The organism is Leucobacter aridicollis, assembly GCF_013409595.1.
Taxonomy (GTDB): domain Bacteria; phylum Actinomycetota; class Actinomycetes; order Actinomycetales; family Microbacteriaceae; genus Leucobacter; species Leucobacter aridicollis.
On sequence record NZ_JACCBD010000001.1, the window covers coordinates 1,566,477 to 1,580,731 of the forward strand.

The following is a 14,255-nucleotide window of genomic DNA, read 5'->3' on the forward strand; positions in this document are numbered from 1 at the left end:
TTGCCCCGCTAGATGGCGCGGCCCGGCGTCAGAATGCCCATCGGATCGAGTGTGTGCTTGATGGCGCGTTGCACGTCGAGGGCGACGTCGTCGAGCTGCCACGCGAGCTCGTGCTGCTTCACGAGCCCGATCCCGTGCTCGCCGGTGATCGTGCCGTCAAAGGAGAGCGCGAGACGCGTGATGTCGTCGATGAGGGCGTCTGCCGCGGCGATTCCCGAGGGCGTATCCGGCGCGGCGACCTTGCAGTGCAGATTGCCGTCGCCGGCGTGCGCGACGCTCGCGACCTCGATCCCGTGCCGCCGCGAGACTTCTGCGACGCCAGCGAACATGTCCGCGAGCCGGGAGACCGGCACACCCACATCGCAGGCAATCTTTAGCCCGCGCGCGCTCAGTGCCGGGTTCGACTTCCTGCGTGCCTCGACGAGGTTGTCGTTCGCCGCGACCGCAGCGGCGCTGGCGCCGTGCCGGCGGCAGATCGCAAGGATCGCCTCCGCGTGCGCCGCGGCATCCGGTCCAACGGCCTGGCCGACGAGCAACGCGCCGCGCGGAATGCGGATGCCCGACGGGAAGACCTCCTCGATGGTCCGCACGGTGAGCGCGTCCATGAGCTCGAGCACTTCCGGCCGAGACGCGGACCCGACGATCTCGGTGACCGCTGCGCCTGCCTCCGGGAGTCCGTCGAACTCTGCCCAGAACGTGACGGGAGGGCCGACGGGAAGCGACTCGAGTCGAACGACGGCCTCGACGATCACCCCGAGCGTGCCCTCGGAGCCGATGAACAGCCGCGTGAGGTCGTACCCGACGACGTTCTTGCGCGTCCGGGCGCCAGTGCGCATGATGCGGCCGTCGGCGAGCACGACAGTGAGGGCCGCGACCCAATCCGACGTGACCCCGTGCGCCACACAGCGCAGGCCCCCCGCGTTCGTCGCGATGTTGCCGCCGACGGTGCAGGTGCGCACGCTCGCGGGATCGGGCGGGAAGAACAGGCCGTGCTCGTGCGCGGCGTCGTCAAGGTCGGCGGTGATGACCCCGGGCTGCACGGTCGCAAGTCGATCCTGTGGGGCGAACTCGAGGATCCGATTCATGCGCTCGAGTGAGACGATGAGGCCCCTATCGTAGGCCGTCGCGCCGCCGACCAGCCCAGTGCCGGCGCCTCGGACGCTCACGGGGACCCCGTTGGCGTGCGCCCACGCGAGCGCCGCGGACACGTCCTCGGCAGCCTCAGCGAGGACGACTCCGAGCGCCGCCCCGGCAAAGACCGCGCGCGAGGAGTCGTTCTCGTAGGTCACAACCCGCGCCCGGTCGGTGACGAACTTCGGGCCGAGCGCGTGGCGTAGCTCGGCGAGATCCTGATCCTGATCCTGCACGGTCGGCTCCTCGCCCTCGCTCGCGTTCACCGGTTCCTCCTCGTTCCTCCTCGCCCCAGCGTAGCGCGCCGCTCGCGCGCGGCGTCAGGCCGGAGCCGTGGGAACATAGAGCGGTGAGCACCCAACGAGCCTCAGTACCGTCGGCGGCGACCCCGCAGGGGGCCGGCCGCTACGCGCCGAGCCCGTCCGGCGAGCTGCACCTCGGCAACCTCCGCACCGCGCTCGTGGCCTGGCTGTTCGCACGGTCGAGCGGCCGCCGGTTTCTCGTGCGGATCGAGGATCTGGATCGGGCGCGCGACGCCGGAACCGCCGACGCCCAGCTCGCCGACCTGCGGGCGCTCGGCATCGACTGGGATTCCGAGCCTGTGCTCCAGACTGGCCGCGGGGACGCGCACGAGGCGGCGATCGCACAGCTCTCGCAGGCGGGCCTCGTCTACGAGTGCACGTGCACCCGCAAGGACATCCTCGCGGCGCCGACCGCCCCGCACGCGCCCCCAGGGGCGTACCCCGGAACGTGCCGGGACCTGACCGAAGCGGAGCGCGACTCGGCCCGCGCGCGGATCGCCCCGCGGCTCCCGGCGCTCAGGCTGCGTGCGCCGGCGGGGGAGACCCGACTCGGGTTCGACGACCTGCTGCTCGGGCACGTCGAGGGCGACATCGACGACCTCGTGCTCCGGCGCGGCGACGGCACCGTCGCCTACAACCTCGCGGTCGTCGTGGACGACGCGGCGATGGGCATCGACCAGATCGTGCGCGGCGACGACCTCGCCTCGTCCACGCCGCGCCAGATCCTGCTGCAGCGGCTGCTCGGCCTCCCGACGCCGCCCGCGGTGAGCTACGCGCACGTGCCGCTCGTGCTCGGCCCCACGGGCGCTCGGCTCGCGAAACGTGACGGGGCGGTGACCCTCACCGATCTCGGGTCAGCGGGACTCTCCGCGTCAGCCGTGCTCGGGATGCTCGCCGAGTCGCTGGGGCTCGCGAGCCCGGGGGAGCGCGTCACCGCCGCCCAGCTCGTCGCCCGGTTTGACCCTGCGACGATGCCTCGCGAGCCGTGGGTCTGGCGGCCCGCTAGCGCTTGAGCGCGCGGATCACGCGAGCGAGCGCGCGGCCAGCGACCCACACGAACGGCACGCCCACCGTGAGCAGCGCGATGAGGTTCGGCTCGAACTTCGTGTGGCCGTCACGGGTCACGTAGGCGCCGATCGGGAGCGACATTCCGCCGCCTCCGCCGCCAGAGCCCTCGCCCGAGAGCGCCTCCTCGGTGCCAGCACCGCCCTCGCCGGCGCCAAAAATGTAGCTGCCGACGGCGACCGGCAGGATTGCGGTGCCGTCAACCTCGACGACCTCGCCGTAGGCGGTGGTCACGCCGGTCTGGGTGACGGTGTCTGCGATTTGCTTCGTAATGTTGGGCATGCCTCCACCATACTTTGCGGTGCTGGAGGCGCGAAGTGAAATCTGGGCGCGGACCTAGTCTGCGGTGCCGTGGCGGGGCCGCAGCGCCTGGGGCTCGGGGCGCTTGGCCACGATATCGTCGCCAGACGAGACGTGCTTAATGCGACGGACCACCCACGGCACCAGGTGCTCGCGGGCCCACACGACGTCGTCCTTGCGCGCCTGCCGCCAGGTACGGTCAGGCACCGCCGGCGGATCGAGCGGGCCGAGATCGTGCTGCACGTTCAGCGCGTCGAGCGCGGCCCGAGCGATCGTGTGGTGACCGAGCGCGTTCATGTGGAGTCGGTCGCCAGCCCAGTACCGGCTGTCCTGCAGCTCCTCGATCGCCCACTGATCGACGACGTAGCAGTCGTGCCGCTGGGCGACCTTGCGGACGTTCTCGTTGAAGATCGCAACCTTGCCCCGGATCGAGCGGAACACCGGCTGGAAAGCGACGTCGACGCCGGTGAAGATCAGGATCGTCGCGCCGGTCTCCTTCAAGCGCGACACGATGTAGTCAAGCTTCGCCGCGACCTCGTCCGGGTCGGTACCCGGGCGGATCACGTCGTTGCCGCCCGCGCAGACGCTCACGAGGTCGGGCCGCAGCTCCATCGCGGTGTCGAGCTGCTCGTCGATGATCTGCTGGATGAGCTTGCCCCGCACGGCGAGGTTCGCGTACGCGAACTCATCGTTCTGCCGCGCAAGCACCTCCGCGAACCGGTCGGCCCAGCCGCGCAGCCCGCCGGGGCTGTCAGGATCCGGATCGCCGAGCCCCTCGGTGAAGGAATCGCCGATGGCGATGAAACGCGACCACGGCAGCTCCGTGTTCTCGTCAGCAGCATCGTGCGGCCCGCCGCTCAGGCGTGAATCGTCAACCACAGTCTCGGCTCCTTGTTCGTCGTGCTGGTGCTATAACCCGTGTCGTATATGGTGTGCGCTACGCTGCACTGGCGCAGCTTTGCCCACTTCGAGCGGCAGCTCGGCCGCGCGACGGTGACGACGCGCTCGGGCTGTCGCGCTCCAAGGCACGAATAAGCGTTCATGGGTAGTCTAAGACGTTGTGATTGAATCGGCAGAAGATGGGACTCTCCTCCCCGGAACGTTTGCCGCCGAGCACCTCCCGCCCGCCTATCCTGAGCGGGCCGCGCGCGGAACCGCGGGGAATCTTAGAGCCTGGCAGCAAGAGGCGATCAACCTCTACCTGGAGCGAAACCCGCGCGACTTCCTCGCGTCCGCGACCCCCGGCGCTGGGAAAACGACGTTCGCGCTCCGCCTCGCCGCGACGCTGCGCGGCAACCAGACTGTGTCGCAGATCATCGTCGTCGCGCCGACCGAACACCTGAAGGTCCAGTGGGCCGACGCCGCCGCGAGGGCGGGCATCAGGTTGAACCCCAGGTACTCGAACAACGACGGCCTCGGCTACGGTCGCCACTACGACGGCGTCGTCGTCACCTACGCGCAAGTCGCGATGAAGCCCGTGCAGCACCGGCTGCTCACCGAGTTCACCGACACCCTCGTCATCATGGACGAGGTGCACCACGGCGGCGACGCGCTGAGCTGGGGCGACGCCATCCGCGAGGCATACGGCACGGCGAAGCGCAGGCTCTCGCTGACGGGAACGCCGTTCCGCTCAGACGAGGCGCCGATCCCGTTCGTGCAGTACGCGCCGCAGGGCGACGGATCCCGGGTCTCGCTCACCGACTACGACTACGGCTATGGCCGCGCGCTCGCTGACGGCATCGTCCGCCCGGTGATCTTCATGGTCTACGCGGGCAAGATGCGCTGGCAGACCTCCGCGGGCGAAGAGATGGAAGCCCGGCTCGGCGAGGGCAACACTAAGGACGTCACCAGCCAGGCGTGGCGCACCGCGCTCGACCCCGCTGGCGACTGGATGGGGAAGGTGCTCCGGGCCGCCGACCGGAGGCTCACCGAGGTGCGCGGGCACATCCCCGATGCCGGCGGCCTCGTCATCGCGACCGATCACGCGTCGGCGAAGGCATACGCGCAGATGCTGCAGGAGATCTCCGGCGAGGAGGTCGCGCTGATCCTGTCCGACGACGCAGGCGCCTCCGAGCGAATCGACAGCTACTCTGCGGGTACGTCGCGCTGGATGGTGGCGGTGCGCATGGTGTCCGAGGGCGTCGACGTGCCGCGGCTCGCGGTCGGCGTGTACGCGACCAGCTCGTCGACGCCGCTGTTCTTCGCCCAGGCGATCGGGCGCTTCGTGCGCTCGCGGCGCCGCGGCGAGGTGGCGTCGGTCTTCATCCCGAACGTGCCGCCGCTCATGGAGCTCGCCGCCCAGCTCGAGAAGGAGCGCAACCACGTCCTCGAGGGGCCGAAATCGGCCGAAGAGATGTGGGATGCCGAGGCCGCGCTCATGGCCGAGGCCGAGCGTGAGGACAAAGCCTCCGATGATCTCATCGAGGACGAGTTCAAATACCAGGCGCTTGAATCAGACGCACACTTCGACAGGGCAGTGTTCGACGGCGCCGAGTTCGGCGGCTACGCCGAGGTCGAAACCGAGGAAGAACTCGACTTCCTCGGGTTCCCCGGCATCCTCGAACCGCAAGAGGTGCGCGCCCTGCTGCAGCAGCGGCAGTCCAAACAGGCCAGGCGCAGCGCGCAGAACCAGGGCATCCTCGAACACGCGCCGGACAAAGCGGAGGCCCCCGGCGCCCTGCACCGCACGCTGAAGGAGCAGCGCAAGCTGCTGTCCAGCCTCGTGGGCATGTACTCGCGGGTGAGTGGGGAGCCCCACAAGGACATCCACAACGAGCTTCGGCGGTCCTGCGGCGGGCCCGCCGTCGCGCAGGCGTCCGTCACCCAGCTGCAGAAGCGCATCGACCTGCTCCGGCGACGACTGCGGCCGTAAGGCTCGCCTGCCGCCCGCTGCCCGTTGCTCTCGCCTGCCGCACGTAGCCCCCGCCTGCTGCACGTAGTCCTAGCCTGCTTCCCGTTGCTCTCGCGCGAGCCCGGCGCCCGTCGGCGGCCGTGGTCCACGTAGGGTGGAACACATGGGAAAGAAAGCGCCCGGGGCAACGCCTGCAATGGTGGCGCTGGCTAACGCGGGAATCGACTTCGTCGTGCGAAGCTACACGCACGACCCAGCGGAAACCGACTTCGGGGGAGAGGCCGCGCGCGAACTCGGGATGGACGCGACCCGGGTGTTCAAGACGCTGCTCGCCGACGTTGACGGTGTGCTCGCCGTCGCAGTCGTTCCCGTCGCGGGAATGCTCGACCTGAAAGCGCTTGCGGCCGCGCTGGGCGGTAAGCGCGCACACATGGCCGACCCGGCGATCGCCGAGCGCAAGACCGGCTACGTCGTCGGTGGGATCAGCCCGCTCGGCCAGAAGACGCGATTGGCTACAGTCATAGACATATCCGCGCCCGGGTTTCCGACCATTCTCGTCTCTGGAGGGCGCAGGGGGCTCGATATCGAGCTTTCTGCCGACGATCTCGCCCGGGCGACGGGCGGAAGCTTCGCGGCGATCGCAAAAGCGCAAAACGGGTGAAGATCGGCCCGGTCATTGGGCTCTCGGTCCGTGCGCGGCCTCTGCGCGGTCCGCGCCGCGCCCGGCTGCGCGGGGTGATTCGCATTGCGCCAACATTCCATGCTAAATTATTCTCTGTTCGGCCGGTGAGAAACCAGCCAGACAGATTCGCGCGGATGGCGGAATTGGTAGACGCGCTAGCTTGAGGTGCTAGTGCCCGTATTAGGGCGTGGGGGTTCAAGTCCCCCTTCGCGCACGTGAATCGAGTAAGGCCCCTGCTTCGGCAGGGGCCTTCTTGCATTAAGGCCCCTGCTTCGGCAGGGGTCTTCTTGCATTGTTGGCCTGCCTGCGGCCCAGCCCCACCCGGCCCGGCCCCACCCGGCCCGGCCCCACCCGGCCCGGCCCCACCCGGCCCAGCCCGGAACAGACCCAGTCCCACCGGGCCCGATGTACACGGTCCCTGCGAATGCACACGGTATCGACGCGACTATTTCGTGTGCGCTGGCGGAAACCGTGTACATCGGGCGGGTGGCTCCGAGGCGAGTCGGCGGGGGTGGGGTGACTGGGCGGCTTGGCTTGAAGGCTGTGGGCCGGGGGAATGGGCGGCTGTGGGCCGCGTGGCCGGGTGGCCGGGTGGCCGGGTGGCCGGGTGGCCGGGTGGGGTGACTGGGCGGCTTGGCTTGAAGGCGGTGGGCCGGGTGGCCGTGCGGTCCGGTGGCCGTGTCGTCGGGTGGCCGTGTGGCCCGGTGGCCGGGTGGCCGGGTGGCCGTGTGGCCGTGCGGACGTACGTTCAGGTGACGGGGCGGCCGGCGGCGGGGTGCGAGCGGCAAGGGGGCGGGGGAGCACCCGGGGTCGGGCATACTTGAGGAATGACGGAAGCCTCGGACGCGGCCACCCACGACGACAGCGCGGGAGATCGGCGTACCGCGGACATCGGACGCCTCCTCGGTCTGTATCTCGCCGGGGCCGCACTGCTCGCCGCTGCAACCCTGTGGTTGGGTGGCTGGATGCTGCCCACGACCGGGACCCGATGGCTCATCGTGCCGGTGTCGCTGCTGACGCTCCTCGCGGTCGCCGTCGGCACGCGCCGCAGCCCGGGGCGACTCCGCTCCATCATGCTCTCGGCGCTCGCGGCGACGCTACTGTATATGTTCGGTCTGGCTGCGGGCGTGATGCTCACCGCTCAGGCGCACGAGGCGACCGCGGCTGAACTGCTCGGAGGCTCGTTCTGGGTCGCGTTCGCCATGCTGCTCGTCACTGGTCTCCCGCTCGTCGCCTTCGTCATCGCCGTTGTCGTCGGGGCCGTGCAGCGCGTCCTCGTGCGACCCCCGCGGACAGACCAGCGCTACCGGTAGCCTCAACCGCAGCGTCAGCGGCGCGCGCGGGCGGGGAGCGCGCTGGGTCAGGCCGGGAGCGCGTGGCCTTGCAGCCGACCGCGTGCCGTCTTGGCAAATCCACAACCGTCGTTTGGCCCCAGGGTGCTACGTTCGTTGCATGGCTCATCTTGATATCGCGGCGGTGAGCTACACGCTCTCAGACGGACGCCCCCTCCTATCGGAGGTCTCATTGTCGGTCGGTGCCGGGGAACGCGTCGCACTCATCGGAGCGAACGGCGCGGGCAAGAGTACGCTCCTGAAGATCGTCATGGGCGAGCTGCCCGCGGAGTCGGGCTCGGTCGCAAAGACAGGGTCGGTCGGTGTGATGCGGCAGTTCATTGCCGGCGGCACCGTGCACGACCTGTTGCTGTCGGTGTCGCCACCGAAGCTGCGGGAGGCGGCGGAGCACCTCGCGCGAGCCGAGGCGAAGATGTACGAGAGTGGTTCGACGAAGTCGCAGATGACCTTTGCAAATGCGGTGACCGCGTGGGGCGACGTCGGCGGATACGATGCAGAAGTGCTCTGGGATACCTGCACGGTCGCGGCCCTCGGTATGTCGTACGACGACTGCCGGGACCGCGAGCTCGACACGCTCTCGGGCGGGGAGCAGAAGCGTCTGGCCCTCGAAGCACTCCTCCGAGGCCCCGATGGGCTGTTGATCCTCGACGAGCCAGACAACTCGCTCGACGTCCCCGGCAAGCGCTGGCTCGAGGAGCAGCTCAGGGCGACAGACAAGGGCGTGCTGTTCGTCAGCCACGACCGCGAGCTGCTCGCGCGCACCGCAAGCTCCATCGTGACGCTCGAACTCGGAGCAGCTGGCAGCACTTCCTGGACGCATCCAGGCAGCTTCGCGACGTACCACGATGCCCGCAAGCGCCGCTTCGAGCGCCTCGAGGAGCTGCGCAAACGATGGGACGAGGAACACGCGAAGCTTTGCGAGCTCATGCTCATGTACAAGCAGAAGGCTGCCTACAACTCGGACATGGCCTCCCGCTACCGTGCCGCGCAGACTCGGCTCGCCCGGTTCGAGGAGGCGGGCCCGCCCGAGGAGCAGCCGCACGATCAGCATCTCGAGATGCGGCTCGGTGGCGGCCGCACCGGCAAGCGCGTCATCTCGTGCGAACAGCTCGAACTCACCGGGCTCATGCTGCCGTTCGATTTCGAGGCCTGGTACGGCGACCGCATCGCGGTGCTCGGTTCGAACGGTTCCGGGAAGTCCCACTTCCTGCGGCTGCTCGCTGCGGGCGGAAGCGACCCGAACCCCGAGCATGAGCCCGTGAGCGACGTCGAGATCCCCGCCGTCGCCCACACCGGAGTCGCACGGCTCGGCGCGCGCGTGCGCCCGGGGTGGTTCGCACAGAACCGGGGCCGCCCAGATCTGCGCGGGCGCACGCTGCTCGAAATCCTGCATCGTGGCGACGAGCACCGGACAGGCATGCCGCGCGAGGAGGCGGCGCGGGCGCTTGCTCGCTACGAGCTCGCGCGCGCCTCCGAACAGCAGTTCGACTCGCTCTCTGGCGGTCAGCAAGCTCGGTTTCAGATTCTGCTGCTGGAACTCGGTGGCGCGACGCTGCTGCTCCTCGACGAGCCGACCGATAACCTCGACCTCGTCTCGGCGGAGGCGCTGCAGCACGCCCTCGGTCTCTTCGAGGGAACCGTGATGGTGGTGACCCACGATAGGTGGTTCGCGCGCGACTTTGGCCGCTTCCTCGTCTTCGGTAGTGACGGCGACGTTCGCGAGTCGGCGACACCCGTCTGGACCGAGACGCGCGTCGAACGAACGCGTGGTGCGCGATGAGCGGCGTGTTCGGTGCCGCCTATCGCCTACGAGGGGTGGTGCTCGGCTGGGCGACGGCGCTCCTCATCGGCGGGGTGCTGCTCCGGTTGGTGCTGCCTGCGGGCCCCATCGCGAACGTCGCTGGAGTCGTCGCGCTCGTCGCGCTCGTCGGGTACGTCGCCGCGGTCGCCGTCTCCTGGGCGGGCCGTTCGCGCGCCGCCGAGTACGAGGACACGCGCGCGGAAGTGTGGGTGCAGCCGCCCGTCCGGGGGCGCTGGCTCGCGCTCAATAGCCCCGCGACGCAGGTACCGAGTCACGGCGTTCGCGGCTACGGTCAGTCGCACGCCGTCGATCTCGTCTATGCCCCGGCAGGCGTCTCCCGCCCAGAGTTTGGCGCTGGGCCGAGCATGCTCCCGGCGACCGACTTTCCCGCCTTCGGGGAGCCGGTGCTCGCGATGTTCGACGGCGTCGTCGAACGCGCGAGCGACTGGCGGCGTGATCACCGCTCACGCTCGACGATGGCCGCGATGCTGTACATCGCGCTCGAGGGGGTGGTGCGGTCCATCGGCGGCCCGGGCTTCGTCGTCGGCAATCACGTCGTGATCCGCGGCAGCGACGGTGTTTACGGGGCCGTTGCGCACCTGCGGCGCGGCTCGCTCCGGGTGCGGCCGGGGGACAGGGTGGTGGCCGGACAGGTGATTGCCGAGTGCGGCAACTCGGGGAATTCGACGGAGCCGCACGTGCACGCTCAGCTCATGGATCGGCGCTCGTTCCGCGTGGCCCAGGGCGTGCCAATGGCGTTTACGGGAATCACGATCGAACCGGCCCCGCTGGTCGCCGCGTCAGATGCCGAGCGCGACGGTGACGCGGCGGCTGAGCCTGCGCCTCAGGCAGGCATGCCGAGGTCGGGAGACTTCCTCGAGGCGTAGCTGGCGCGCCCGCGCTGGTTCTGCGCGATGCGTCAGCGACCGGCCCCGGTGCTTCCCAGCCGCTCGAGGAGCCGGTCGGGCAATACCGAGATGAGCGGCCGCGCAAGCCTGTACCGCCAGTCGGCGACGCGCATCGGCTTTCCGGCGTACACGGCGCGCAGGCCGTCGCTGACGACGCGTCCGGCGTCTGCCCATGCGATGCGCGGCAGGTCGGGCAGGTGGTCCTCGCCCATGCGCTCATGAAACTCGGTGGCGACGAGGCCCGGGCAGAGAGCGGTCACGCGGACGCCGCGCGCGCGATACCGCGCGTTGAGCGAGCGCGAGAGGGAGACGATCGCGCTCTTCGCCGCGCCGTAAGTGCCGCTTGGCATGAGCGCGGCGGCGCTCGCGACGTTCAGGATCCAGCCCTCACCGCGAGCGAGCATGCCTGGCACGGCCGCGTGCGCGAGCCGGAGGGGCGCCCAGGAGAGCAGCTCGTGGAGTCGCCGCTCGTCGGCAAGGCTGCTCGCCTCAAAGCCTTCGTAGACGCCGAAACCGGCGTTGTTGATGAGAATGTCGATGTGCCGTTCGGGATCCGCGAGGCGGGCGGCGACCGCGTCGAGCGCCGCCTTCTCCGTCAGGTCGGCTGGCAGCACCTCGACGTCGACACCGTAGCGGCTGCGGAGCACGTGAGCGAGGCGCTCGAGCCGTGCGGCGTCACGCGCGACGAGCACGAGGTCGATCCCGCGCGCTGCGAGCTGCCGCGCGAACTCGGTGCCGAGTCCCGCTGATGCGCCGGTGATGAGCGCCCGATACCCCATGGGTGACCTAGTCGCGCTTGGCGGCTGCGCGCTTCGCAGCCTTGTCGACCTGCTCCTGAATGTAGGGAAGCGGATCGATGGGTACGCCGCTGCGCCGGAGCGCGAGGTGCAGGTGATCGCCGAACGACATGCCGGTGTTACCGACCTTGCCAATGAAGTCGCCGATCTCGATCTTGTCGCCGACCTGGTGGTCGTGGGAGTCGACCTGCATGTGGCAGTAGCGGCTCGTGAGGGTCTCGCCGCTGACGTTGTGCTGCAGCTTGATGGAGAAGCCGCAGCCGTCCGTGGCATACCCTGCCTCGATGACCTCTCCCGAACCGATGGCCAACACCGGTGTGCCGCCCGGTGCCGCGATGTCCTGCGCGTCGTGGAACTGTTCGACGGGCGCGGTGCGGTAGGCGAAGCCGTCGGTGAGCGGGAACTCGCGGTCGAAGGCGAACCTGATATCGGTCGACTCGAGCGACGCCGGATCGACGAGGCCAGCCTCCGCGGTGATCTGCTTGTAGGAGCCCGGGTCGACGCCGAGCTCAACTGAGCCGATCGCGTCGAGCGCGTCCTGGGTGACGGTGACCTCGGAGCTCTGGAGCTGCTGGTCCGCGCGGGCCGCGGCGGTTGCGGGACTACCGAACGCGTGTGAGAAGGCGGGAAGCGTGGTGGTCACGGCAAGCGATCCGACGCAGGCGAGCGAGAAGGTCGCTGCGACGAGCCGCTTTGCTCGCGGGCGACGTGCTGGTTCGGGATCGGGGGTCGTGCGCTGCTCCTGCTTCGCGGAGCCTCCGAGTTCGAACTCGGGAAGCGGGGTGAGAAAGAGGCCCTCGAGCGGGGACGGTGCCAGCGGAACGGGCTGAGCGAGCTGGGCCGGTTCGGTAGCAGCCGCTGGCTGCGAGATGACGGGCTGAGCGTGTGGGGCTGTGGGGGCGGGCGATGCGGTGTCGGATGACACCTGCTCGTCGCGCTCACGCGCCTCCCGTAGGGAGCGTCGACTGGGGTACGCTGTCGGCTCTTGCGGGGGATAAGACATGTAGTAGTGCTCAGCGGTAACTTGTTGTCACGAGGGGGCCCGACCGCTTCACCCGGTCCCTCGCAGCTGGAATTGTGTAACCATAGCAGAGCCTACCGCGCCCGGGTAGGGCTCCGCATCAGCCGCGCGAGCCTCGCCGCGCTCCGCGGTTTTCGCTCCCTGCGCAACGATTGCGCAACGATTCGTCCGACTTTTCCCAAGATTCAGGCGCTGTTCAGCCGCGATTCATGCGAGAAACAGGGGTTTTGGCGTCGACCGCCGGATCGAGCGTGAGCTCGGCGGCGCCCCATCGCTCGCGCAGCCACCGGTCGTGAGACGCGACGACCACGGTTCCTGAGAACTTCGTGACAGCACGCTCCAGCGCATCGGCGAGCGCGAGCGAGAGGTGATTGGTTGGCTCGTCGAGCAGCAGCAAGTCGGGAGGCGCGGCGATGAGGATCGCGAGCGCAAGCCTGCGCCGCTGGCCGACGCTGAGGGTACTGAGTGGGACGCCTTCGTCGCGCGGATGCAGGAGGCCCAACGTGCTGAGCGGCGCCGCCTCTGCGAGGTCCGCGCCGACCCCGTCTTCGTAGACCTCGGCGACGCTCCGGCTGTCGCCGAGCCCGTTCGGGTCCGCGAACGTTGACTCTTGCCGCAGCATGCCGATCCTGGTGTCCGGCGCGATCTGGAGGCTTCCGGTCTCCGGCTCGCGGAGCCCGGCGAGGATCGCGAGGAGCGTGGACTTGCCCGCGCCGTTCGGCCCGGTGACCAGCAGCCGCTCCCCGCTGTGGAGCGTGAGCGCGGTCGGGGCGAGCCTGCCGGCGACGGCGAGGTCCGTCGCCGCGAGCACGGGAACAGGATCGGCGCACTGGGCACCACCGCCCGCGGTCGGGCCCCCGGTGACACGGCTCGCGCCGCCGACGGACGCTGCGTCGCTGGCGCCGCTCGGAGCGGGCCGCTCCGCGGAGGGGTCGCCGATTCCGGCGAACGCGAGTTCAGGTGGCGGCGCCGCGATCTGCGACGCTGTGAGCGATTCCAACCGGGATCGAGCGTCGTTGACCCTGCGGGCGACGACGCGCGCGTTTCGGTCGGCATAGAACTTCTGCGCCGCGCGCGTCTCGCTCCGCGGTTTCCACTCCTCGTGCCCGACGATCTGGTTCGTGCCAACGGCGGCCCGCAGCCTGCGAAGCTCGGCCTGCTCGGCCGCGTACTGCTGCTCCCACCTCAAGCGGGCGCTCGCGCGGGCTGCGAGGTACTGCGTATAGCTGCCCGTGAACCGAGTCACGCCGATCCCGCTGCCCGTGCCGTCCTGCACAAGCCGCTCCGTGAGGGCGTGCTGTTGCGGGGCAGGGTCGAGGTCGACGAGCGACGTCGCCACCTCCTCGAGGAACGCGCGGTCGTGGCTCGCGAAGAGCACCGGACCGGGCCAGCGGCCGAGCGTGTGCACGACGTACGCCGTCGCCTGGTCGTCGAGGTGGTTTGTGGGCTCGTCAAGGAGGAGCACGTCGGGGGAGTTCAGGATCGTCCACGCGAGCGAGAGCCGTGCGCGCTGCCCGCCGGACAGTTCCGAGCTCCGCCGGTCGCGCGGGATCGCGGCGATGCCGAGGCCGGTGAGCGTCTGCTCGACCCTGGTCTCGAGCTCCCAGGCCCCGAGGCGTTCGGCCTCATCGAGGGCGTCGGCGTAGGCCGCCTCGCGGCCCCGAACCTCGGCCGGGTCTCCCGGCGCAGCGAGGGCCGCGCCAGCGGCGTCGAGCCGCGCGGCCGCGTCGCGGACGGGCTGGGTCGCGGTGGCGAGCGCGGCCGCGATCGTGTCGCTGTCTGCGAACGGCGGTTCCTGGTGGAGCAGCCCGATCCGTGGCTGGCCGCCTCCCTGCGTCGTTGCCGACACTGACCCCGCGGAGGGGGCGAGCGTGCCCGCGGCAATGCGGAGCAGGGTTGACTTCCCTGATCCGTTCTCGCCGATGAGGCCGACGCGCGCGCCAGCCGGCACTGCGACGCTGATGTCTGTGAGCACGCGTCGCGCGCCGTATGCGTGTGAGACGCCGTCGATTCGAAGATGCGTGGAGACGTGGGAGATGGGCACC

Annotated in this window: 12 protein-coding genes and 1 tRNA gene; 7 read left to right on the plus strand and 6 right to left on the minus strand. The window is 69.9% G+C overall.

The features are described 5' to 3' along the window. Nucleotides 1–8: 8 nt before the first annotated feature. Entirely contained in the window at nucleotides 9–1,397 is a 1,389-nt protein-coding gene (locus tag BJ960_RS17175) for an FAD-linked oxidase C-terminal domain-containing protein (protein ID WP_307814740.1), read from the minus strand. Nucleotides 1,398–1,480: 83 nt separating this feature from the next. On the opposite strand from BJ960_RS17175, the gene gluQRS reads away from it, so the two are divergent. Continuing rightward, nucleotides 1,481–2,446, plus strand: a complete 966-nt coding sequence (gluQRS, locus tag BJ960_RS07220; protein ID WP_185986796.1) for a tRNA glutamyl-Q(34) synthetase GluQRS — start codon at nucleotides 1,481–1,483, stop codon at nucleotides 2,444–2,446. On the opposite strand, the gene BJ960_RS07225 is transcribed toward gluQRS, so the two are convergent. Both BJ960_RS07225 and BJ960_RS07230 read right to left on the minus strand, forming a co-directional pair. Further along, the gene (locus tag BJ960_RS07225) at nucleotides 2,436–2,780 is read right to left on the minus strand and encodes a hypothetical protein (protein WP_121078299.1); all 345 of its coding nucleotides are present in this window, start codon (nucleotides 2,778–2,780) and stop codon (nucleotides 2,436–2,438) included. The genes gluQRS and BJ960_RS07225 overlap by 11 nt on opposite strands. A 54-nt stretch (nucleotides 2,781–2,834) precedes the next feature. Continuing rightward, entirely contained in the window at nucleotides 2,835–3,659 is an 825-nt protein-coding gene (locus tag BJ960_RS07230; RefSeq protein ID WP_185988199.1) for an SGNH/GDSL hydrolase family protein, read from the minus strand. A 199-nt stretch (nucleotides 3,660–3,858) separates the two neighbouring features. On the opposite strand from BJ960_RS07230, the gene BJ960_RS07235 reads away from it, so the two are divergent. The 6 genes from BJ960_RS07235 to BJ960_RS07260 all read left to right on the plus strand — a co-directional run bounded on the left by BJ960_RS07235 (nucleotide 3,859) and on the right by BJ960_RS07260 (nucleotide 10,371). Beyond that, on the plus strand, nucleotides 3,859–5,670 hold the full coding sequence (locus BJ960_RS07235) for a DEAD/DEAH box helicase (RefSeq protein WP_372430615.1): 1,812 nt from the start codon (nucleotides 3,859–3,861) through the stop codon (nucleotides 5,668–5,670). Between the two features lie 142 nt (nucleotides 5,671–5,812). After that, nucleotides 5,813–6,310, plus strand: coding sequence for a Cys-tRNA(Pro) deacylase (ybaK, locus tag BJ960_RS07240; protein ID WP_185986797.1), 498 nt, complete (start codon nucleotides 5,813–5,815; stop codon nucleotides 6,308–6,310). A 149-nt stretch (nucleotides 6,311–6,459) separates the two neighbouring features. Beyond that, nucleotides 6,460–6,545, plus strand: a tRNA-Leu gene (locus tag BJ960_RS07245). A gap of 613 nt (nucleotides 6,546–7,158) precedes the next feature. After that, a complete protein-coding gene (locus BJ960_RS07250) occupies nucleotides 7,159–7,644 on the plus strand; it encodes a hypothetical protein (protein WP_185986798.1) in 486 nt (161 codons plus the stop codon). 139 nt (nucleotides 7,645–7,783) lie between these two features. Beyond that, nucleotides 7,784–9,463, plus strand: coding sequence for an ABC-F family ATP-binding cassette domain-containing protein (locus BJ960_RS07255; RefSeq protein WP_185986799.1), 1,680 nt, complete (start codon nucleotides 7,784–7,786; stop codon nucleotides 9,461–9,463). After that, a complete protein-coding gene (locus tag BJ960_RS07260) occupies nucleotides 9,460–10,371 on the plus strand; it encodes a M23 family metallopeptidase (RefSeq protein WP_185986800.1) in 912 nt (303 codons plus the stop codon). The genes BJ960_RS07255 and BJ960_RS07260 overlap by 4 nt, the downstream gene beginning before the upstream one ends. Nucleotides 10,372–10,403: 32 nt before the next feature. Here the strand turns inward: BJ960_RS07260 and BJ960_RS07265 are convergent, their stop codons facing one another. From BJ960_RS07265 to BJ960_RS07275, 3 genes are all read right to left on the minus strand, one after another. Further along, a complete protein-coding gene (locus BJ960_RS07265; RefSeq protein ID WP_185986801.1) occupies nucleotides 10,404–11,171 on the minus strand; it encodes an SDR family NAD(P)-dependent oxidoreductase in 768 nt (255 codons plus the stop codon). Between the two features lie 7 nt (nucleotides 11,172–11,178). Further along, nucleotides 11,179–12,192 (minus strand): M23 family metallopeptidase, encoded by a 1,014-nt coding sequence (locus BJ960_RS07270; RefSeq protein ID WP_185986802.1) that lies wholly within the window; start codon nucleotides 12,190–12,192, stop codon nucleotides 11,179–11,181. Between the two features lie 214 nt (nucleotides 12,193–12,406). Continuing rightward, nucleotides 12,407–14,254 carry an ABC-F family ATP-binding cassette domain-containing protein gene (locus BJ960_RS07275; protein ID WP_307814738.1) on the minus strand — a complete coding sequence of 616 codons (1,848 nt, stop codon included), beginning with the start codon at nucleotides 14,252–14,254 and terminating at the stop codon, nucleotides 12,407–12,409. Between the last annotated feature and the right edge of the window lies 1 nt (nucleotide 14,255).